At 63.0% G+C, this 18,698-nt stretch carries 22 protein-coding genes; 13 read left to right on the forward strand and 9 right to left on the reverse strand.

What is annotated here, in order from left to right; all coding sequences use genetic code 11:
• Nucleotides 1–5 precede the first annotated feature (5 nt).
• The 5 genes from OQE56_RS07425 to asnS all read right to left on the reverse strand — a co-directional run bounded on the left by OQE56_RS07425 (nucleotide 6) and on the right by asnS (nucleotide 5,014).
• Nucleotides 6–1,457 carry an aldehyde dehydrogenase gene (locus OQE56_RS07425; protein WP_267223010.1) on the reverse strand — a complete coding sequence of 484 codons (1,452 nt, stop codon included), beginning with the start codon at nucleotides 1,455–1,457 and terminating at the stop codon, nucleotides 6–8.
• A gap of 76 nt (nucleotides 1,458–1,533) precedes the next feature.
• On the reverse strand, nucleotides 1,534–2,322 hold the full coding sequence (locus OQE56_RS07430; RefSeq protein ID WP_267223011.1) for an SDR family oxidoreductase: 789 nt from the start codon (nucleotides 2,320–2,322) through the stop codon (nucleotides 1,534–1,536).
• A 50-nt stretch (nucleotides 2,323–2,372) separates the two neighbouring features.
• Nucleotides 2,373–2,687, reverse strand: a complete 315-nt coding sequence (locus OQE56_RS07435; protein ID WP_267223012.1) for a hypothetical protein — start codon at nucleotides 2,685–2,687, stop codon at nucleotides 2,373–2,375.
• A 36-nt stretch (nucleotides 2,688–2,723) separates the two neighbouring features.
• Nucleotides 2,724–3,599, reverse strand: coding sequence for a MalM family protein (locus OQE56_RS07440; protein WP_267223014.1), 876 nt, complete (start codon nucleotides 3,597–3,599; stop codon nucleotides 2,724–2,726).
• Between the two features lie 14 nt (nucleotides 3,600–3,613).
• Entirely contained in the window at nucleotides 3,614–5,014 is a 1,401-nt protein-coding gene (gene asnS / locus OQE56_RS07445; protein WP_267223016.1) for an asparagine--tRNA ligase, read from the reverse strand.
• A gap of 126 nt (nucleotides 5,015–5,140) precedes the next feature.
• Here asnS and OQE56_RS07450 point away from each other — a divergent pair, with 126 nt between their 5' ends.
• From OQE56_RS07450 to alr, 7 genes are all read left to right on the forward strand, one after another.
• Nucleotides 5,141–5,467: a HesB/IscA family protein gene (locus OQE56_RS07450; protein WP_267223018.1), complete on the forward strand. Its 327-nt coding sequence runs from the start codon at nucleotides 5,141–5,143 to the stop codon at nucleotides 5,465–5,467.
• Between the two features lie 167 nt (nucleotides 5,468–5,634).
• On the forward strand, nucleotides 5,635–6,072 hold the full coding sequence (gene rpsF, locus OQE56_RS07455) for a 30S ribosomal protein S6 (RefSeq protein WP_267223020.1): 438 nt from the start codon (nucleotides 5,635–5,637) through the stop codon (nucleotides 6,070–6,072).
• Nucleotides 6,073–6,087: 15 nt separating this feature from the next.
• Nucleotides 6,088–6,318: a 30S ribosomal protein S18 gene (gene rpsR, locus OQE56_RS07460; RefSeq protein WP_017462785.1), complete on the forward strand. Its 231-nt coding sequence runs from the start codon at nucleotides 6,088–6,090 to the stop codon at nucleotides 6,316–6,318.
• A gap of 104 nt (nucleotides 6,319–6,422) precedes the next feature.
• Nucleotides 6,423–6,872 (forward strand): 50S ribosomal protein L9, encoded by a 450-nt coding sequence (rplI, locus tag OQE56_RS07465; protein WP_267223026.1) that lies wholly within the window; start codon nucleotides 6,423–6,425, stop codon nucleotides 6,870–6,872.
• 211 nt (nucleotides 6,873–7,083) lie between these two features.
• A complete protein-coding gene (locus OQE56_RS07470; RefSeq protein ID WP_267223028.1) occupies nucleotides 7,084–8,520 on the forward strand; it encodes a replicative DNA helicase in 1,437 nt (478 codons plus the stop codon).
• Nucleotides 8,521–8,691: 171 nt separating this feature from the next.
• Nucleotides 8,692–8,901, forward strand: coding sequence for a SadB/YajI family lipoprotein (locus OQE56_RS07475; RefSeq protein ID WP_267223030.1), 210 nt, complete (start codon nucleotides 8,692–8,694; stop codon nucleotides 8,899–8,901).
• Nucleotides 8,902–9,118: 217 nt separating this feature from the next.
• The gene (gene alr / locus OQE56_RS07480) at nucleotides 9,119–10,207 is read left to right on the forward strand and encodes an alanine racemase (protein WP_267223032.1); all 1,089 of its coding nucleotides are present in this window, start codon (nucleotides 9,119–9,121) and stop codon (nucleotides 10,205–10,207) included.
• Between the two features lie 15 nt (nucleotides 10,208–10,222).
• Here alr and OQE56_RS07485 read toward each other — a convergent pair whose 3' ends face one another.
• Complete coding sequence (locus OQE56_RS07485; protein ID WP_267223035.1) at nucleotides 10,223–10,444, reverse strand: DUF3079 domain-containing protein; 222 nt, start codon at nucleotides 10,442–10,444, stop codon at nucleotides 10,223–10,225.
• A 170-nt stretch (nucleotides 10,445–10,614) separates the two neighbouring features.
• Here OQE56_RS07485 and radA point away from each other — a divergent pair, with 170 nt between their 5' ends.
• On the forward strand, nucleotides 10,615–11,997 hold the full coding sequence (radA, locus tag OQE56_RS07490) for a DNA repair protein RadA (protein ID WP_267223037.1): 1,383 nt from the start codon (nucleotides 10,615–10,617) through the stop codon (nucleotides 11,995–11,997).
• 84 nt (nucleotides 11,998–12,081) lie between these two features.
• Here radA and OQE56_RS07495 read toward each other — a convergent pair whose 3' ends face one another.
• From OQE56_RS07495 to OQE56_RS07505, 3 genes are read right to left on the reverse strand one after another with little or no spacing between them, the layout of a single operon-like run.
• Nucleotides 12,082–12,690 (reverse strand): glutathione S-transferase family protein, encoded by a 609-nt coding sequence (locus OQE56_RS07495; RefSeq protein WP_267223039.1) that lies wholly within the window; start codon nucleotides 12,688–12,690, stop codon nucleotides 12,082–12,084.
• Between the two features lie 12 nt (nucleotides 12,691–12,702).
• On the reverse strand, nucleotides 12,703–13,563 hold the full coding sequence (gene purU, locus OQE56_RS07500; RefSeq protein ID WP_267223041.1) for a formyltetrahydrofolate deformylase: 861 nt from the start codon (nucleotides 13,561–13,563) through the stop codon (nucleotides 12,703–12,705).
• Nucleotides 13,560–14,360 carry a cytochrome C assembly family protein gene (locus OQE56_RS07505; RefSeq protein ID WP_267223043.1) on the reverse strand — a complete coding sequence of 267 codons (801 nt, stop codon included), beginning with the start codon at nucleotides 14,358–14,360 and terminating at the stop codon, nucleotides 13,560–13,562. Before OQE56_RS07505 ends, purU begins: the two co-directional genes overlap by 4 nt.
• 176 nt (nucleotides 14,361–14,536) lie before the next feature.
• Between OQE56_RS07505 and ffh the strand changes: the two genes are divergently transcribed.
• The 5 genes from ffh (at nucleotide 14,537) to rplS (ending at nucleotide 18,060) form a co-directional block, all read left to right on the forward strand.
• On the forward strand, nucleotides 14,537–15,928 hold the full coding sequence (gene ffh / locus OQE56_RS07510) for a signal recognition particle protein (RefSeq protein ID WP_267223045.1): 1,392 nt from the start codon (nucleotides 14,537–14,539) through the stop codon (nucleotides 15,926–15,928).
• A 141-nt stretch (nucleotides 15,929–16,069) separates the two neighbouring features.
• Entirely contained in the window at nucleotides 16,070–16,324 is a 255-nt protein-coding gene (gene rpsP, locus OQE56_RS07515; RefSeq protein ID WP_038616072.1) for a 30S ribosomal protein S16, read from the forward strand.
• Nucleotides 16,325–16,326: 2 nt separating this feature from the next.
• Complete coding sequence (gene rimM / locus OQE56_RS07520) at nucleotides 16,327–16,842, forward strand: ribosome maturation factor RimM (protein WP_267223048.1); 516 nt, start codon at nucleotides 16,327–16,329, stop codon at nucleotides 16,840–16,842.
• 33 nt (nucleotides 16,843–16,875) lie between these two features.
• A complete protein-coding gene (trmD, locus tag OQE56_RS07525; protein WP_267223050.1) occupies nucleotides 16,876–17,643 on the forward strand; it encodes a tRNA (guanosine(37)-N1)-methyltransferase TrmD in 768 nt (255 codons plus the stop codon).
• A 27-nt stretch (nucleotides 17,644–17,670) separates the two neighbouring features.
• The gene (gene rplS, locus OQE56_RS07530; protein WP_019463592.1) at nucleotides 17,671–18,060 is read left to right on the forward strand and encodes a 50S ribosomal protein L19; all 390 of its coding nucleotides are present in this window, start codon (nucleotides 17,671–17,673) and stop codon (nucleotides 18,058–18,060) included.
• The last annotated feature ends 638 nt before the right edge of the window (nucleotides 18,061–18,698 follow it).

Here is an 18,698-nt window from a genome sequence, read left to right on the forward strand (position 1 = left end):
AGTTCTCAGTAGCGAATGCAAATGTTTTTCGGCTCGGTAAAGAAGCGCAGTGCTTCCGCGCCGCCTTCGCGGCCGAGGCCGGATTGTTTCGTGCCGCCAAAGGGCGTGCGCAGGTCGCGCAACAGCCAGCAGTTGGTCCACACGATGCCGAAATCGAGTTGGGCGCCGAAGCGATGGGCGCGCGCCAGATCGCGCGTCCACACCGAGGCGGCCAGGCCGTAGCCGGTGCCGTTGGCGATGGCCAGCGCGTCGGATTCATCTTCGAAGGGAATCAGGCTTACCACTGGCCCGAATATTTCGTGCTGGTTGGTGACGGCGTCGCTGCCCAGCCCCTCGATCACGGTGGGGGCCACGAACCAGCCATCGGCGCATCGCCCGTCGACGGTGATCGCTTCACCGCCGCAAAGCACGCGTCCGCCTTCATTGCGCGCCTGTTCGATGCAACCGATCACTTTGTCGAAATGTTCCTGCGAGACCAGTGCGCCAAGATCGCTGCCGTTTTCGCTCGGGTCGCCTACGCGCAAGGCCTTCACTCGCGCCAGATAGCGTTCGCGAAAGGCGTCGTAGATGGATCGCTGCACCAGCAGGCGCGAGCCGCACAGGCAGATCTCGCCCTGGTTGGCGAAGCCCGAACGCACGATGGTGTCGAGGTTGGCGTCGCTCAGGTCGGCATCTTCAAACACCACGGCGGGGTTCTTGCCGCCCAGTTCCAGTGACACCTTTTTGAACTGCGGCGCGGCCACAGCGGCGATATGCGCGCCGGTGCGCGTGCTGCCAGTGAACGACACCGCCTTCACGGCGGTGTGCTCGACGATGGCCTGGCCCACGGTGGGGCCGCGACCCAGCACGATGTTCAGCACGCCGGGCGGAAACCCGGCCTCGACGCTCAGCTCGCCGAGCAGGGCGGCTGTGCAGGGCGTGATCTCCGACGGCTTGGCCACCACGGTGTTGCCGGCCGCAAGGGCAGGGGCGATTTTCCAGGTGAACAAGTACAGCGGCAGGTTCCACGGACTGATGCAGCCGACGACGCCGAGCGGCTGGCGCAGCGTGTAGTTGATCGCACCGGTTTCCATGGCATGCGATTCGCTGCTCCACCCCATGATGGTGGCCGCGAAAAAGCGCAGGTTGGAAATGGCGCGTGGAATGTCGAGGTTGCGCGCAAGGCTGAGCGGCTTGCCGCTGTCGCGTGATTCGAGGGCAACAAAATCGTCCAGCCGTGCTTCGATCCGGTCAGCCAGCTTGTGCAGCAACTGTGCGCGCTGTTCGGCTGGCGTGGATGCCCAGGCGGACGCGGCGCGTTGAGCGGCAGCCACGGCGTCAGCGACATCATCAGCGGAGGAATCAGGACAGTGTGCGAAGACCTGGCCCGTGGCCGGTTCGAACACATCCAGCCAGCGATCGTTGCGTGGCGCCTGAAGGCGGCCGTCGATCAGGTTGGCGAGGCGCAGGTTTGGCATCCGTGCAAGCTTAAGGCCTGAGCCCGGTAATTGCACCGGACGCAGGCGTATGCCTTTCCCGGCCAGGCGTAGGGGATTAGCTAAGCGAGCGGGTCCGTCCGCCATCCACCGCAATGCTGACGCCATTCACATAGGCCGCTGCCGGCGTGCACAGGAAAGCCACCACCGAGGCCACCTCGGCGGCCTCACCGAAGCGTCGTGCCGGCACCGTGGCGAGCATGCCCTGGGCGATCTCTTCCTCGCTGCGGCCCGTGCTGCGTACCTGCGCGGCGAGCAGGCCATCCAGTCGTGCGGTGCGGGTATAGCCGGGCAGTACGTTGTTGACCGTAATGCCATCGGCGGCCAGTTCGCTCGAAAGCGTCTTGGCCCAGCTGGCCACGGCGGCGCGTACGGTGTTGGAAACTCCGAGGCCGGCGATGGGTTCCTTCACCGAGGTGGAGATGATGTTCACGATGCGGCCATAGCCGCTGGCACGCATGCCCGGTAGCAAGGCCTGTACCAGGGTCTGGCCAGCCAGCAGATGCTGGCGGAACGCGGTTTCGAATGCGTCCGCGCCTGCCGTATGCGCGGGGCCGCCCGGCGGGCCGCCGGTGTTGTTGATGAGGATTTCGAGCGGGTGGTCATCCACCATGTCGGCCAGTGCTTCCCGCAGTAGCTCGGTCTGCGACATGTCGACGGCAAACCACCGGTGGTGCTGGCCTTGCCGGCGAGGGAGCGCGTCAGTCGCTGCCTTGAGTGCATCCGCGGAGCGGGATAGCAGGGTGACGCTGGCACCCAGTTCGGCAAGCTCGATGGCGCTGGCGCGCCCGATGCCTTGCGAAGCACCGCAAACCAGTGCGTGACGTCCGCTCAGATCCAGCTGCATGACGGGTTCCTTGAAAGGTTAAGGCGACACTGACGAAGTATCGCCTTAAATCAGCGCGCGTTGAGCTGAATACCCAGCGCGCCAAACCAGCAAAGCCATGCGGCCCACAAACTGTAGCGCCAGGCCAGCCGCCAACGGGTGATGGCGCTGTCTTCCAGCGCAGGCAGCACCGGCGAGCGCAATGCCAGTTGCAGGCGCATCCAGGTGCGCATCAGATTGGTTGGGCGGCCCTCTGCTTCGGCAATGATCTGCCATTCACGCGGATGATTTCGCTGTAGCAGCGAAGCAACGCGGTACTGCGCGCCGAAGTGCAGCAGAAAGCAGGCGACGCCGGTCATCAATAGTGATAGGTAGAGCTCGATCATGCGTGCCTGTCTTTAGTTTGTTGCGGGTGAGCGCGTTCAGTCCTTGGCGGCGCCGCCGGCTGCTGGTGTAGCACCGTTGCTGGCGGCGTTGCCACCGGAGGGCGCCTTAGAGGTATCGCTCTTGCTGCTGTCGCCGATGGTCGGCAACGGAATGACATCACGCAGCGTGTTCAGTACGCCATCGCCTTGTGGCGCCTTGGCACAGATCGCGTTGTCGACGGCGCCCTGATAAGTCTTATCCATCATGCCGAGCCAGACCGTGCCGTCGGGACCGTGCGGCACCTTGAATGTGCCGGTGGCCGCCATCTTCACCGGAGCCTCGGCGGAAAACGCCGCCGGCGACTGCTCCCAGTAGGTGCTGCCCGATTGCTGCTTGGCCGAGCTGTACAGCACCAGATAGCGCGCGCGCTTGTCGGTGACTTCAACGCTGCCGAAGGCGCCGGTGCTTTCATCCGTCCAGCCCATGTGTTCGCACAGGCCGACATCCTGCGAGCTGATCGGCTGGAACGCGTCATCCAGGATCACTACCGTGGGCGCGAACAGGTAACTGGCACGCAGCCATCGGCCATTCAGCGCCGCCTTGAAGGCGATGCGATAGGGGAGGGTTGCTTCGCGCGGCAGGCTGAAGCTCAGGAAATAGCTGCGGTCGCCATTGATGCTGGCCACCAGGCTGCCGGGACCCAGCTCGAACTTCTTCGGCTTCCACGGCAGCGTGTTCTGGAACGAGAGATCGGCAAAGGTGCTGCAGCAAGGCGTGGCCTGCTGCAGTGCCTGCTTCGCCTGATCGAGGCTGCTACGGCTGTCTTCCGGTCCCCGCAGGTTGGGTGGCACCAGCGACTTCGCGCTGTGGCAGCCCCCCAGCATGGTGGCGGAAAGGAGAAGTGCAGAAGCAACGATCTGGCGATAACGCATGAGTCAACCGTAAATCAGAATTCAGCCGTTCCCGCCGCACGCGGATAGGGGATGGCATCGCGGATGTTGGAGAGGCCGCACACGTAAACCAGCAGGCGCTCGAAGCCCAGGCCAAAGCCGGCATGCGGCACGGTGCCGTAACGGCGCAGATCACGGTACCAGCCATAGGTGGCCGGATCGAGGCCGAACTGCACCATGCGGCGGTCAAGGTAATCCAGACGCTCTTCGCGCTGGCTGCCGCCGATGATTTCGCCGATGCCCGGCGCCAGCACGTCCATCGCGGCGACGGTTTTGCCATCGTCGTTCAGGCGCATGTAGAAGGCCTTGATCTGCTCGGGGTAGTTCATCACGACCACCGGGCGACCGACATGCTTTTCGGCGAGATAGCGCTCGTGTTCGGTCTGCAGGTCGATGCCCCAGGCCACCGGGAACTCGAATTTCTGTCCCGACTTCTTCAGGATGTCGATTGCATCGGTGTAGTCGATGCGCTCGAACGGTTCGGCAATAAAGGCTTCCAGACGGCTAATCGCATCCGGTTGCACGCGCTCGGCGAAAAACGCCATGTCATCCGCGCGCTCTTCCAGCACGGCCTTGAAGATGGCCTTGAGGAAACCCTCGGCGCAATCGGCGTTGGCGTGGAGGTCGGCAAAGGCGATTTCCGGCTCCACCATCCAGAACTCGGCCAGGTGGCGCGGCGTGTTGGAGTTCTCGGCGCGGAAGGTCGGGCCAAACGTGTACACCTTGCTCATCGCCAGGCAGTAGGCCTCGACGTTGAGCTGGCCGGACACGGTGAGGAAGGCTTCGCGGCCGAAGAAATCCTTGCGGAAATCGATCTTGCCCTCCGGCGTGCGCGGCAGGTTCGCCAGGTCCAGCGTGGACAGGCGGAACATATCGCCTGCGCCTTCGGCGTCGGAGGTGGTGATGATCGGCGTATTGATCCAGAAGAAGCCCTGCTCGGTGAGCCAGCGATGGATCGCCGTCATCATCGTGTGGCGCACGCGGGTCACCGCGCCAAACAGGTTGGTGCGCGGGCGCAGATGCGCCACTTCGCGCAGGAACTCCATGGTGTGCGGCTTCGGCTGGATCGGGTAGGTGAGCGGATCGTCCACGAAGCCGGTGACTTCGACTGTATCCGCCTGGATTTCGAAGCGCTGCCCCTTGCCCTGCGACGGCACCAGCGTGCCGGTGACGATCAGGCCGGCGCCGGTGGTGAGGTGCTTCACCTCGTTCTCGTAGTTGGACACCTTGTCGGTGACCACCGCCTGGATCGGGTCGAAGCAGGAACCATCGGTCACATTGACGAAGGACAGTCCGCCCTTCGAATCGCGGATCGTGCGCACCCAACCGCGCACCGTGACGACACTGCCGGCTTCGATCGAACCGGAAAGAGCCTGCTTGACGCTTACCACCGCCATGGATTGAAACTCCTGCTGGGCGCCGCATATCGGACGCGTAAGTAGAACTAGCCATGATAATGTAGGGATCGTTCAGGTAGCGACCCTTCGCACCCGATTTCCGACCTTCGGCGTTTTGCATTGCCCATGACCATCACCATCACTCCCGCCGCCAGCGAACGCATGCGGTCCTTCCTTGCCGGTACCCCCGGCGCCGCAGGCGTGCGCTTCGGCGTCAAGAAGACCGGCTGCTCGGGCTTCGGTTATGTGGTCGACCTTGCACAGTCGGTGGGCGAGGGTGACGAGACGCTGAATGTTGACGGCATTCCGCTGATCGTCGAAGGCAAGAGCCTGCCGCTGATCGATGGCACGGTAATCGACTTCCAGCGCCAGGGCCTCAACGCCAGCTTCGTGTTCCACAACCCCAACGCCACCGGCGAGTGCGGTTGTGGCGAGAGTTTCACCGTCGGCTGAGACGGCCGAAATGAGGCTGGCCGCCATCGGCTTGCCCCAAGCTGCTGAATTCCTTTACACTTCCGCTTCTGTCCACGCTCAAAAGGCCTGGGCAGAACCTTGCCTCACCGCATAGGGCGGGAGGCTGCGAGGCCATAACGGCCGCATCCACAAGGAGTTACCCCACGATGTCCCTGCGACATTACGAAGTCGTGTTTCTGGTCCACCCTGACCAGAGCGAACAGGTCCCGGCCATGATCGAGCGCTACAAGGCGCTGATCGAAACCGACGGCGGCAAGATCCACCGTCTCGAAGACTGGGGCCGCCGCCAGCTCGCTTACCCGATTGTGAACCTGGCCAAGGCTCACTACGTCATGCTCAACATCGAAGTGAGCCAGAACGCGCTGAACGAGCTGGAGTCGGGCTTCCGCTTCAACGACGCCGTGCTGCGCCATCTGGTCATCAAGCGCGATGCCGCTGATACCGAGCAGTCCTTCATCCTGAAGTCGAAGGAAAAGGACGATGCCAAGTCTTCGCGCCGCCGCGATGACGACAGCGAAGGTGACGAGCGTCCGGGTCGCCGTGACCGTGACGACAACGACAACGATCGCGACAGCGACGACTGAGCAGGAGCCTAAGCCATGTCCAAGTTCTTCCGCCGCCGCAAGTTTTGCCGCTTCACGGCTGAAAAAGTGAAGGAGATCGATTACAAGGATCTCAACACGCTGCGCCAGTACGTCACTGAGAACGGCAAGATCGTTCCGTCCCGCATCACCGGCACCAAGGCTCGTTACCAGCGCCAGCTGGCAACCGCCATCAAGCGCGCCCGCTTCCTGGCGCTGCTGCCGTACACCGACAACCACGACGTCTGATCGTGGCGTGCGCCGGGTGGTGACACCCGGCGCACCGTCAAACTCTTCGGACAACCGTCCACGGCTGCGTCGGGCCCATTCGGCGCTAACGAAAAGGAACCATCATGGAACTGATTCTTCTCGAGAAAGTCCGCAACCTCGGTAACCTGGGCGACAAGGTCAAGGTCAAGCCGGGTTACGGTCGTAACTACCTCCTGCCGCAGGGCAAGGCCGTGCCGGTCAACGCCGCCAACCTCGAAGCTTTCGAGAAGCGCCGCGCCGAGTACGAAGCCAAGGCAGCCTCGCAGCTGTCCGGCGCTGAAGGCCGCAAGGCCAAGCTGGAGGGCGCTTCGGTGACCATCACCGTCAACGCCAGCCCGGAAGGCAAGCTGTACGGCTCGGTCGGTCCGCGCGAAATCGCCGAGGCTCTGGAAGCCGCCGGTTACGACGTGCACAAGAACGAAGTGATCCAGGGCGAAGGCCCGATCCGCCACACCGGCGAGTTCGAAGCCGTGATCGCGCTGCACGCTGACGTGCAGACCGTGGTCAAGGTGATCGTGATCGGCGAAAAGTAAGCCGCTCCATCGCTCGCGATACCCAGACGGGCGCCTCCGGGCGCCCGTTTGCTTTTGGTCTGGCGCGTGGTTTTACCCACCGCCTTATCCACAGATAAACACAGCTTTTCCACAGAGTTATTGTCTCGAAGCCTGAGATGGCGCCGCGTATGCTCTGTGACCATTGCCATGCCGCCGCCGGATTGCCGTCGGTTTTCTCCGAGGAACCGCGATGTCCTTCGTTTCCGACCGTTCCGACGAACCCGGTGGCCGCCGCCGCCGTTCCGACCGCGAGCGCAAACCGCCGTCGAGCTTCGATGCGCTGCGCATGCCGCCGCATTCGACCGATGCGGAGCAGGCCGTGCTGGGTGGCCTCATGCTCTCGCCGGATTCGCTGGACAAGGTGGCCGACCGTCTCAGCGAGCAGGACTTCTACCGCAAAGACCACCGCCTGATCTGGCGCGCCATCACCGAGCTGGCATCCAAAGGCATGCCTTGCGATGCAGTGACGCTGGGCGACTGGTTCGAAGCCAATGGCCTGGCTGAGATGGTGGGTGGCGCTGCGTACCTGATCGAATTGGCCAACACCACGCCCAGCGCGGCAAACATCGCCGCCTACGCTGAGATCGTGCGCGAGAAGTCCGTGCTGCGGCAGCTGATCGACGCGGGCACCGGCATCACCGAAGACGGTTATCAGCCCGAAGGCAAAACCGTGCAGGAAGTGCTGGAGCGCGCCGAGCAGGCGGTGTTCAAGATCGCCGAGTCGGGTGCGCGCGGTAAGAAAGACACAGTGTCCATGCGGGAAGCAGTGAAGGACGCTTTCCGCATTCTCTCCGAGCGTTTCGAAAACAAAGGGCAGCTCACCGGCGTTTCCACCGGCTTCTCCGATCTGGACGAGCTCACGTCGGGCTTGCAGCCCTCCGACCTGATCATCGTCGCGGCACGTCCCTCCATGGGTAAGACCGCGTTTTCGGTGAACATGGCCGAAGCGGTGGCGATGCGCGGCAAGAAAGCCGTGGCGATCTTCTCGATGGAAATGTCGGCCTCGCAGCTGGCCTTCCGTATGATCTCCTCGGTGGGCCGCATCCATGCGCAGCACCTGCGCAATGGCGATCTCGCTGAGGAAGACTGGCCGCGGGTCACCAACGCCATCGCGCTGCTGTCCGAGGCCAAGATCTTCATCGACGACACGCCGGGCCTTTCGCCGGTGGAAATGCGCTCGCGTTCCCGCCGCTTGCATCGCGAACACGGTGGCCTCGGCCTTATCGTCATCGACTACTTGCAGCTGATGCAGGTGCCTGGCATGAAGGAAAACCGCGCGACCGAAATCTCCGAGATTTCGCGCTCGCTGAAAGGCCTGGCGAAAGAACTCAATTGCCCGGTGATCGCGCTGTCGCAGTTGAACCGCTCGCTGGAACAGCGTGCGGACAAGCGTCCGATGATGTCCGACCTTCGCGAATCCGGCGCTATCGAGCAGGACGCGGACGTGATCATGTTCATCTACCGCGACGAGTACTACAACAAGGAATCGCCCGATAAGGGACTCGCCGAAATCATCATCGGCAAGCAGCGTAACGGCCCGACCGATACGGTGAAGCTGACCTTCCTTGGTCACTACACCAAGTTCGAAAATTACGCGCCGGATTCGTTTGTGGGCGCATTCGAGTAACGCGATTTCCAGCGCGCGTCTCATCGCTGACAAGTTCTTGATTTAGCGAAACCGTCGCTGTACAGCCGGAGGCGTTACGCGCGCGCTGGGCATCTGACCTCGGCGAGGTTCATGATCATCGGCGCAAGCTTGTGCTCGTGTTCGCGCGGAAGCCTTGGGTGCCTGACTGTCATGAACAAGTCGTTGATACCCGCCCTGATGTTCGGTTGTTGTGTGCTGCTCGCGGGATGCGGAGGCGGTCCGCGTGTGGTGCAGAACAACAATGAAACGTGCGGTAAGCAGATGACCGATCTGCAGGATGCATTGAATTCGGGCGCCATGACCCAGCATGAGTACGACAAAGCCCGGCGCGTCGCCCTTAAGCATTGCGATACGCGCTGATCGTGGCTGCCCATCGGCCAGGTAGGGCGGGGTGGCGCCGATTGCCCTGAGAAAGCCATCTGAGTGGCCCCGGGGCGCCGTCCTGCAAGGCTAGGGTGCTTGCCGTGGGCCGCCAGTTCCCGCAAGGGCTGTTAATCTCTGTCCCGTTCTGGGCCGGCCGGTCCGCATTCCCATCCACCCTTTACATTTCGCGTCGTCGTCACGACGCCAAGCAGGCATGAGTCGCACTACTGTCGCCACCATTCATCTGGGCGCATTGCGCCACAACCTGGCCCGCATCAAGGCCATGGCCGCGCCCGCGAAAGTGATGGCCGTGGTCAAGGCCGATGCCTATGGTCATGGGCTGGAGCGCGTGGCGCGCGCTCTGGACGGCGATGCTGATGCTTTCGCGGTGGCAGCCCTGGGGGATGGTCTGCGTTTGCGCGCAGCCGGGCATCGTCAGCGCATTGTGGTGTTGTCAGGGCCCGATCGCGCCAGCGATATCGCCGAGATGCAGCGCCTTAACCTCGATGCGGCGATCCATCACGAAGAACAACTCCAATGGCTGCGTGAAGCGTCGCCTGCACGTGGTCTGCTGCGCGTGTGGCTGAAGGTGGATAGCGGCATGCATCGTCTGGGCTTTGCGCCTGAAGCGGTGCCGTTCGTGCACGCTCAGTTGGCGGCCATGCCGGGCATCGATCCGGAGATTGGTCTGCTCACCCATTTTGCCGAATCCGAAGTGTTCGACGGTACGCAGACACCGGCACAGATACGCCGCTTCGCTGAGGCTACGCAGGGGTTGAGCGGGCCTCGTTCGTTGTCCAACTCGGCTGCCCTGCTTGGCTGGACCGACGCGCGCGGCGACTGGGTGCGTACGGGTGGCCTGCTCTATGGCTTGTCGGTGGTGGACGGCAAGACGGGCGCGGATTTTGGTTTTCGCTCAGCGATGACGCTAAGCACTCGTCTGATCGCCATCAATCGGATCAGCAAGGGCGAACGCATCGGCTACAACGGCACGTGGACCTGCCCGGAAGATATGTCGGTGGGTGTTGCTGCCGTGGGTTACGGCGATGGCTATCCACGTAGCGCAGTGGCGGGAACGCCCGTGCTGGTGGGGGATCATCAGGTGCCGCTTATCGGACGCGTGTCGATGGATCTGATTACGCTGGATCTTCGCGCCGCGCCGCATGCGAAGGTCGGCGATCGCGTCACCCTGTGGGGTCCGGAGCTGCCGGTGGAGATCATCGCTGCCCAGGCGGGCACGATCTCTTATGACCTCACCTGCGGCATGACGAAACGCGTGCTGTTCGTTGAAGACGAGAACTGAGTAACAGGAAGATGGTCAGGGTTCCGTCTTTCCAGCCCGGGCCCTGGCCTTGGCAACCTCGTCCGGATCAAAGCCCCAGTCACCCTGCTCAAGCCAGTCGTCGCCGAGCATCTCGATAGGGTGCGGCGTACGGCCCGAGCCATTGCCGCAGGCGAGGGCGTCGGCGGCGCAGTACTTGTCGCAGCCCCAGCAGATACGCTCGGGGTGCTTGGGAAATAATGCAATCTTCTTTGCCATGTCCGGGCCGATGGGTAAGGCACCGGGTAGGGAAAGTAGCAAGTTACCTCTGATCGCCTCGTGATCTAGGGCAAAAGCGCTTCGTAATGTCGTCATCTGCCGGCGTCTCGCGGATTGCGATGCTGCCCCGCTAAGCTTGTCGCTCCTCGCGACGCTTTCAGGAACCACGCATGGCCAAAGCCAAAACCGCCTATGTCTGCACCGATTGCGGCGCGGAGCACTCCAAGTGGCAGGGCCAGTGCGTGGACTGTGGGGCGTGGAACACCCTGAGTGAAATCGTGGTGCAGCCGGCAGTGAAGTCGGCGGGCGCAGCGCGCAGCACGGCGGGCTACGCCGGCGCAGCATCCGGTTCGCCGAAGGTGACGCCGCTGACCGCAGTGGCGCTTCATGCGGAAATGCGTACGCTCACCGGCATCGGCGAGCTCGACCGCGTGCTTGGCGGTGGTCTGGTGGACGGCTCGGTGGTGCTGATCGGCGGTGATCCGGGTATTGGCAAATCCACCTTGCTGCTCCAGATGCTGGGTACGCTGGGCACCCAGATGAGCAGTGTGTATGTCACTGGCGAAGAGTCGCTGGCTCAGGTGGCCTCACGTGCGCAACGTCTGGATCTGCCCCTGGCGCCGCTGCATGCGCTGGCGGAAACCTGCATCGAGCGCATCATCGAGCAAGCGCTCAGCAACCGACCGCGCGTGCTGGTGATCGATTCCATTCAGACCATCTGGACGGAGCTGCTGACGGCTGCGCCGGGCTCGGTTAGCCAGGTGCGCGAATCGGCCGCCAAGCTCACGCGCTTTGCCAAAGAAACCGGTACATCGGTATTTCTGGTCGGTCACGTGACGAAAGAGGGCGGTATTGCCGGCCCGCGCGTGCTCGAGCACATGGTGGATGCAGTGCTGTATTTCGAGGGCGAATCGGGCAGCCGCTTTCGTGTGCTGCGCGCGTTCAAGAACCGCTTCGGCGCGGTGAACGAGCTGGGCGTGTTCGCCATGTCCGAGAAGGGGCTGCGCGAAGTGCCCAATCCCTCGGCGATCTTTCTCTCGACACACAGTGGCCCGACATCCGGTAGTGCGGTGATGGTGACGCGCGAAGGCACCCGTCCGCTGCTGGTAGAAGTGCAGGCGCTGGTGGATCAATCGTCGCTGGGCAATCCGCGCCGTGTGGCTTTGGGTCTCGAGCAGAATCGCCTGGCGATGCTGCTGGCGGTGCTGCATCGGCACGGTGGCGTCGCCGCCTACGATCAGGACGTGTTCGTCAACGTCGTGGGCGGCATTCGCGTGCAGGAAACGGCCGCGGATCTGCCCGTACTGCTATCGGTGCTGTCCAGTTTGCGAGACCGGCCGTTGCCGGAGAAAACCATCACGTTCGGCGAGGTGGGTTTGTCCGGTGAAATTCGCCCAGTACCAAACGGCGAGGAGCGCCTGAAGGAAGCGGCGCACCACGGCTTTCAGAAGGCTATCGTGCCCAAGGCGAATGCGCCGAAGAAGGCAAAGGTTGGCGATATGGAAATCGTCCCGGTGGAGCGGCTTTCGCAAGCCATCGACGCCTGCCGTTGATCGTCAGACGCCACCTGTGGGAGCGCACTTGTGCGCGACCGGCCGCTTCAACTCCGCGGTCGCGCACTACAAAAGATGACCTGCTCAAGTGGCCGGTAGCGCCGCAAAGTCAGGGTGCTGTTCCGCGTGCTGCGCAAAAGCGACCAGTCGCGGATAAGCCTTCGCATCAATGGCGTCCGCTACCACCAGTTGGGTGAAGCCCCAGGCTACGGCGAGGGTGATATCTGCCTGCGTCGGCGTATCGCCGAACAACCAGCCATGGACGCCTTCCAGTTCGCGTTCAAGCAGGTCATAAGCCGAGCGGAGCTGCCCCGTCACGCGCTCCAGCCAGCCAGCATCACGTTTGTCCGCATCGCGCTTGTGTTCGTAAACGATCTGCACGCTCTTCTCGCTCGCCGCCAGGGCAATACCGGTCAACCGCAATGCACGCAACCGAGTCTGTGGTTCGCTTGGCATCAGGCTGGGGCGGTCGCTGATGGTTTCGGCCCAGTCGATGATCAGCCCGGACTCGGTAAGCAGCGTGCCGTCGTCCAACTGCAGCGTGGGCGCCTTCACCAGCGGATTGAGTTGGCGAAACTGGTCGAAGTTGCGGAATACCGACCACGAGCGATGGGTGAACGGTACGCCCAGCAGGCGCAGCGAGATCGCCGCGCGGCGGACGTAGGGCGAGTCGAGCATGCCGATCAGTTCCACGAATGCCTCCGTCTAGGAATGGAAAACCACCGTCTTGCCGCCGTTGAGCAACACGCGGTCGTCGAGATAGAGCCTCAGTGTGCGGGCGAGCACGCGGCGTTCGATATCGCGGCCGATACGGATAAGGTCGTCCGGCGTATCGGCATGCGACACCCGCTCGATATCCTGCTCGATGATGGGTCCCTCATCGAGATCGGCGGTGACGAAGTGAGCGGTCGCGCCAATCAGTTTGACGCCACGTCGGTGCGCCTGATGGTAAGGGCGAGCGCCCTTAAAGCCCGGCAGAAACGAGTGGTGGATGTTGATGCATCGGCCAGCCAGACGCCTGGCAAAGTCAGGCGACAGCACCTGCATATAACGCGCAAGCACCACCAGTTCAGCGCCGGATTGCTCGATCAGCGACCACAGCGCGGCTTCCTGCTCCGCTTTGTGTTCCCGGTGCACGGGCAGGTAATGGAACGGAATCGCGTCGAAATCCAGGTGACGATACGTCTCCTGCGGATGGTTGGCGACGATGCCCGCGATATCCATGGGCAACTCGCCGATGCGCCAGCGATAGAGGATATCCGCCAGGCAGTGATCGAACTTCGACACCAGCAGCATCACCCTTCGGCGTTGTGCGCGGTCACGCAGGGTCCATTGCATGGCAAGCGAGGGAGCGAACGTGTCGAGGCCGCGCTTCAGCTCATCGAATGAAAGCTGCGCGCTTTCAAACACCAGCCGCATGAAGAAGCGGCCCGTTTCAGCGTCGCCAAACTGCTGTGCTTCGAGAATGTTGCAGTGATTCGATGCCAGGTGGTTCGACACCGCTGCCACGATGCCGGCGCGATCCGGACAGGACAGGGTGAGAACAAACTGGCGGGCGGCGGTCATGGGACGCGATGGAGTATCAACTCCAGCACCGCCTTGGTGCCGAAGAAAGCAAGCAACAGCACGCCCATTCCAACCAGGGTGAGGTTGACGGCGCTGCGGCCGCGCCAGCCATGACGCCAGCGTCCATAGAGCAGGGTACCGAACACCAGCCACGCAATGATCGACAGCACCGTCTTGTGGATCAGGTGCTGGCCGAACAAGTTGTCGACAAACAGAATGCCGGTCAGCAGGGTCAGCGTGAGCAACAGAAAACCGGCGCCGATCAGGCGGAACAGCAGCGTTTCAGTCAGCGTCAACGGCGGCAGTGCACGCAGCCACGGCCCGAACTGGCGGTGACGAAGCGCGCGCTCCTGCACCGCGAGCAGGATGGCCAGCGCGGCCGCAATCGACAGTACGCTGAAGGCAAGCAGCGCCACGGTGACGTGCAGCTTGATCTGCCACTCCAGTGGCTCAGGCGAGGTCACCGGTGCCGCAAAGGTATCCACGGCAAGCAGCAGGGCCGTCAGCGGAAAAACGATCACGCCCAAGGCAGCGACCGGGCGCGACAGGTTAACCAAGAGTGTCAGCGCCGAGACCACGCAGGCGACCAGTGACAGCGCGGCGAAGAAATGAAGGTCAACCGCGCCGCGATGCATGCTCAGCAGAATGCCCGCGTGAATCAGTACAGCTGTGCCCGCCAGACTCAGGGCCGTGCGGCTCAGTGGCTGACCGCCGCTCAGCAGCGGCCGCGCCAGGCCTGCGGCGGCGGTGAGGTAGAGCACGATGGCAAGCAGGGCGAAGAGGAGGGTGACGGCCATAGCGGGCGAGTGTGGCATAGGGCCGAAAAGCGCGGGAGGGGTGAAGCGACGCGGGTTGACGGCGGGTGGCGCCCTAGCAACAAAAGGTGGTGGCGGACCAGGGTTCAGGTACGAGGGAGCATCCCTGGAGCACAACCCCCGCTATAATCGGCCGTTTCCGCCCACCGGCCTGATCCATGTTCGAGTCCCTCAGCCAACGCCTCTCTGCCACCGTCAACCGCTTGCGTGGGCGCGGTCGCCTGACCGAAGAGAACATCCGCGAATCGCTGCGCGAAGTACGCATCGCCCTGCTGGAGGCCGATGTGGCCCTGCCGGTGGTGCAGGCGCTGGTCGAGCGCGTAAAGGTGCGCGCGGTGGGCCAGGAAGTGCTCAAGAGCCTGTCGCCGGGCCAGGCGCTGGTGAAGGTGGTCAGCGATGAGCTGACCGCCCTGATGGGCACCGCCAACACCGAACTCAACCTCGCGCAGCAGCCGCCGGCCGTTGTGCTGATGGCGGGCCTGCAGGGTGCGGGTAAGACCACCACGGTGGCCAAGCTCGCCCGCTTCCTCACCGAGCGCAAAAAGAAGAAGGTGATGGTGGTCAGCTGCGACGTGTACCGTCCGGCGGCTATCGAACAGTTGCGCACGCTGGCCGAACAGGTGGGCGTGAAGTTCTTCCCGTCGGAAGCGGGCCAGAACCCGGTCGACATTGCCAAGAACGCCATCGCTGCCGCGCGCCGCGAAGTGGTCGATGTGTTGCTGGTCGACACCGCCGGCCGTCTGCACGTGGACGAAGCCATGATGGCGGAGATCAAGGCGCTGCACGCCGCGATCACGCCGATCGAAACCTTGTTCGTGGTCGACTCCATGACGGGTCAGGACGCGGCCAATACCGCCAAGGCGTTCGCCGAAGCGCTGCCGCTCACCGGCGTGGTGCTGACCAAGACGGACGGCGATGCGCGTGGCGGCGCGGCGCTGTCGGTACGTTACGTCACTGGCCGTCCGATCAAGTTTCTCGGCGCAGGTGAAAAGACCGATGCGCTGGAACCATTCCATCCGGATCGCGTTGCGCAGCGCATCCTCGGCATGGGCGACGTGCTGTCGCTGGTCGAGGAAGTCGAGCGCAAGGTCGATCAGGAAAAGGCGCAGAAGCTCGCCGAGAAAGTCATCAAGGGCAAGCGCTTTGATCTCAACGATATGCGCGACCAGCTCGAGCAGATGAACAGCATGGGCGGCCTGGCCGGCCTGATGGACAAGCTGCCGGGTGTGGCAAGCCTGCCCGAAAATGTGAAATCCAAGGTCAACGATGGCGAGGTCAAGCGCATGATCGCGATCATCCAGTCGATGACCAAAAAGGAACGTCGTCATCCGGATCTGCTCAACGGCTCGCGCCGTGCCCGCGTGGCACGCGGTTCGGGCACTCAGCCGGCCGACGTGAACCGTCTGCTCAAGCAGTACATGCAGATGGAAAAAATGATGTCCAAGCTCTCCAAGGGTGGCACCAAGGGCCTGCTGCGGCAGATGCGCGGTGCCATGAAGGGCATGGGCGGCATGGGCGGCATGGGTGGCGGTTTCCCGCCGATGCGCTGAGTCTGAACGGCCCGGCCGGTGTTTTCGGCCGGATTTGCCTGTCAGCTCTTCCTTTTTCCTCAAAATTCATTAAAATGCCGCGTTTACCGCGCACGGCCTCGTGCGTGCTGCCGGCATACGGCAACTCTGGAGCTTTTACTTATGGTCAAGATTCGTCTTTCGCGCGGCGGCGCCAAGGGCCGTCCGTTCTACCACATCGTTGTCACCGACCAGCGCAACAAGCGCGACGGTCGCAGCATCGAGAACGTGGGTTTCTACAATCCGGTGGCTTCGGGCAAGGACAAGCGCCTTGAGCTGAACGTTGCTCGCGTGCAGGAGTGGATTGGCAAGGGTGCGCAGCTGACCGACAAGGTCGCCTCCCTGGTCAAGGAAGCCGGCAAGCAGCAGGCTGCCTGAGTATGACGGCAGCCAGTCGGCGCGTCCTGGTGGGACGCATCGTCGGGCTGTACGGCGTGCAGGGCTGGGTCAAGCTCGAATCCTGGACCGAGCCTCGCACGCGGATCTTCACCTACCAGCCCTGGCTGCTGAGTTCGGCGCCGGGTATGGAGACGGAGATCACGGGAGTGAAAGGTCGTCCGCAGGGCAAGGGGCTCATCGCCCAGATGCCTGGCGTGGATGACCGAGATGGTGCAGCAGCACTGGTGGGTCAGGACATTTATGTCTCCCGCGAACTGCTGCCACCTCCCGGCAAGGACGAGTATTACTGGGTTGATCTCGAAGGTCTCGAGGTCGTCACCACGGAAGGCGTGGCATTGGGTCGGGTCAGTCATCTGTTCGCGACCGGCGCCAACGATGTCGTGGTGGTGAAGGACGGCACGCGCGAGCGGCTGATTCCTTTTGTCCAGGGATCTTTTGTGCGTTCGGTGGATTTGTCCGGCGGGCGCATGGTGGTGGACTGGGATCCTGAATTCTGAGCGCGCCACGCGCTGCTAAATGGGTTGAGGATCATGCGCATCGATGTCGTCACGCTGTTTCCCGACTTCATGCGTCAGTGCGCTGCGGTAGGTGTGGTAGGACGGGCTCAGCAGCGTGAACTGCTGCAGGTGGAAACCTGGAACCCGCGCGACTACGCCACCGACAATTACCGCACCGTGGACGGCCGCACATGCGGCGGCGGACCCGGGATGGTGATGCTGATTCAGCCTTTGCGCGATGCTCTCAAGGCAATGCGTGAGGCGGCACCGGAGCCGGTGCATGTGATTTATCTCAGCCCGCAAGGTGCGAGGCTGACGCAGGGCAGGGTGGAAGCGCTGGCGAGATTGCCGCGCATTGCATTGCTTTGTGGGCGTTACGAAGGTGTGGACGAGCGTTTGCTGGCGCACGAAGTCGACGAGGAGCTCTCCATCGGCGATTATGTGTTGTCTGGCGGTGAGTTGGGCGCGGCAGTGATCATTGACGCCGTGGGCCGCTTGCAGGACGGTGCGTTGAACGACGCGCAGTCGGCGCAGCAGGATTCGTTCTCGGACGGACTGCTGGATTGCCCGCACTATGCAAAACCGGTGCATGACGCACTGGGTGATGTGCCGGATGTACTGCTTTCCGGCGACCACGCGGCTATCCGCCGCTGGCGCCTGAAGCAATCGCTGGGACGGACCTGGTTGCGGCGTCCCGATCTTTTGGCGCAGCGCGCGTTGGATGCGGAATCCCGTGCGCTGTTGGAAGAATTCCGCCGCGAGCATGCTCAGCAGACGCGGCACGACGATACGGCCCATTAAGGGCACAGTGAACAGACAGGTGTTGCCATGAACAAGATCATCGAACAGTTCGAAGCCGAGCAGATCACCCGCCAGCTGCCGGAGTTCGGCCCTGGTGACACCGTGGTGGTGAACGTGAAGGTGAAGGAAGGTAACCGCGAGCGCGTCCAGGCGTTCGAGGGTGTCGTCATCGCCAAGCGCAGCCGCGGTCTGCATTCGGCCTTTACCGTGCGCAAGATTTCGCACGGCACCGGCGTGGAGCGCGTGTTCCAGGCTCACAGCCCGGCCATCGACTCGCTGGAAGTGAAGCGTAAGGGTAAGGTTCGCGGCGCCAAGCTGTACTACCTGCGCAATCTGGAAGGCAAGGCTGCTCGCATCAAGGAAGACGTCGCCGCTGTCTCCGCCGCCAAGGCTGCGAAGAAGGCTGCCGCGGAGTAATCCCGGCGTCTTACAGATTTGCCAAGAACCCCGCGGAGCGATCCGCGGGGTTTTTGTTTGTGCGTTTGACTTGTCTCCCTCTCCCCTTCGGGGAGAGGGTCGGGGTGAGGGGTGGGTACTTGCCTCACCGCTTCATCTTTGTCGTCACCCCGGCGCAGGCCGGGGTCCAGTGACTTTGCACTTGGTTGTCGCGATACGGCGACCGGGCTCGCCTGCCGCGGGCTTCCGACCTCCTGCCGGAGGCCGGGTCACTTTTCTTTGCTTGCCCAAAGAAAAGTAACCAAAAGAAATGGCACCCCGGATGAGGCGCCTTCCGGGCTTCGCCCTCCAGGTCCGCGGACGGGTTCCGGGCTTTTCGACGGGGCTCCTGCCCCGACGAAAAGTGGCTGGCATCCATGCCAGCCACCCCTACGGGGCCTGATCTCCACCCGCCCGCCGCCTCATACGGGGACCCGAAGGTCCAGAGCCTAAAGCCGACGGCTCGTGCAGCTGCGCTGCACATCGCGCCGCCAAGCTTCGATGTTCCTGCTTTCTCGCAGAAGGACCTTGCCGTTACACGGCGAGTTCTCCACATCGTTCGGGAAGCGTAGCGTCCTCTTTACCCAGCCTGTGCGGTCAGGAAGCGTAGCGACTACCTG

This window comes from Dyella silvae (assembly GCF_026421305.1).
Lineage (GTDB): Bacteria > Pseudomonadota > Gammaproteobacteria > Xanthomonadales > Rhodanobacteraceae > Dyella > Dyella silvae.

Excerpts from the sequence above, each read along its gene's own strand:
- OQE56_RS07425 (WP_267223010.1), bottom strand. The coding sequence starts at position 1,457 with ATGCCAAACCTGCGCCTCGCCAACCTGATCGACGGCCGCCTTCAGGCG.
- OQE56_RS07430 (WP_267223011.1), bottom strand. The coding sequence starts at position 2,322 with ATGCAGCTGGATCTGAGCGGACGTCACGCACTGGTTTGCGGTGCTTCG.
- OQE56_RS07435 (WP_267223012.1), bottom strand. The coding sequence starts at position 2,687 with ATGATCGAGCTCTACCTATCACTATTGATGACCGGCGTCGCCTGCTTT.
- OQE56_RS07440 (WP_267223014.1), bottom strand. The coding sequence starts at position 3,599 with ATGCGTTATCGCCAGATCGTTGCTTCTGCACTTCTCCTTTCCGCCACC.
- asnS (WP_267223016.1), bottom strand. The coding sequence starts at position 5,014 with ATGGCGGTGGTAAGCGTCAAGCAGGCTCTTTCCGGTTCGATCGAAGCC.
- OQE56_RS07450 (WP_267223018.1), top strand. The coding sequence starts at position 5,141 with ATGACCATCACCATCACTCCCGCCGCCAGCGAACGCATGCGGTCCTTC.
- rpsF (WP_267223020.1), top strand. The coding sequence starts at position 5,635 with ATGTCCCTGCGACATTACGAAGTCGTGTTTCTGGTCCACCCTGACCAG.
- rpsR (WP_017462785.1), top strand. The coding sequence starts at position 6,088 with ATGTCCAAGTTCTTCCGCCGCCGCAAGTTTTGCCGCTTCACGGCTGAA.
- rplI (WP_267223026.1), top strand. The coding sequence starts at position 6,423 with ATGGAACTGATTCTTCTCGAGAAAGTCCGCAACCTCGGTAACCTGGGC.
- OQE56_RS07470 (WP_267223028.1), top strand. The coding sequence starts at position 7,084 with ATGTCCTTCGTTTCCGACCGTTCCGACGAACCCGGTGGCCGCCGCCGC.
- OQE56_RS07475 (WP_267223030.1), top strand. The coding sequence starts at position 8,692 with ATGAACAAGTCGTTGATACCCGCCCTGATGTTCGGTTGTTGTGTGCTG.
- alr (WP_267223032.1), top strand. The coding sequence starts at position 9,119 with ATGAGTCGCACTACTGTCGCCACCATTCATCTGGGCGCATTGCGCCAC.
- OQE56_RS07485 (WP_267223035.1), bottom strand. The coding sequence starts at position 10,444 with ATGGCAAAGAAGATTGCATTATTTCCCAAGCACCCCGAGCGTATCTGC.
- radA (WP_267223037.1), top strand. The coding sequence starts at position 10,615 with ATGGCCAAAGCCAAAACCGCCTATGTCTGCACCGATTGCGGCGCGGAG.
- purU (WP_267223041.1), bottom strand. The coding sequence starts at position 13,563 with ATGACCGCCGCCCGCCAGTTTGTTCTCACCCTGTCCTGTCCGGATCGC.
- OQE56_RS07505 (WP_267223043.1), bottom strand. The coding sequence starts at position 14,360 with ATGGCCGTCACCCTCCTCTTCGCCCTGCTTGCCATCGTGCTCTACCTC.
- ffh (WP_267223045.1), top strand. The coding sequence starts at position 14,537 with ATGTTCGAGTCCCTCAGCCAACGCCTCTCTGCCACCGTCAACCGCTTG.
- rpsP (WP_038616072.1), top strand. The coding sequence starts at position 16,070 with ATGGTCAAGATTCGTCTTTCGCGCGGCGGCGCCAAGGGCCGTCCGTTC.
- rimM (WP_267223048.1), top strand. The coding sequence starts at position 16,327 with ATGACGGCAGCCAGTCGGCGCGTCCTGGTGGGACGCATCGTCGGGCTG.
- trmD (WP_267223050.1), top strand. The coding sequence starts at position 16,876 with ATGCGCATCGATGTCGTCACGCTGTTTCCCGACTTCATGCGTCAGTGC.
- rplS (WP_019463592.1), top strand. The coding sequence starts at position 17,671 with ATGAACAAGATCATCGAACAGTTCGAAGCCGAGCAGATCACCCGCCAG.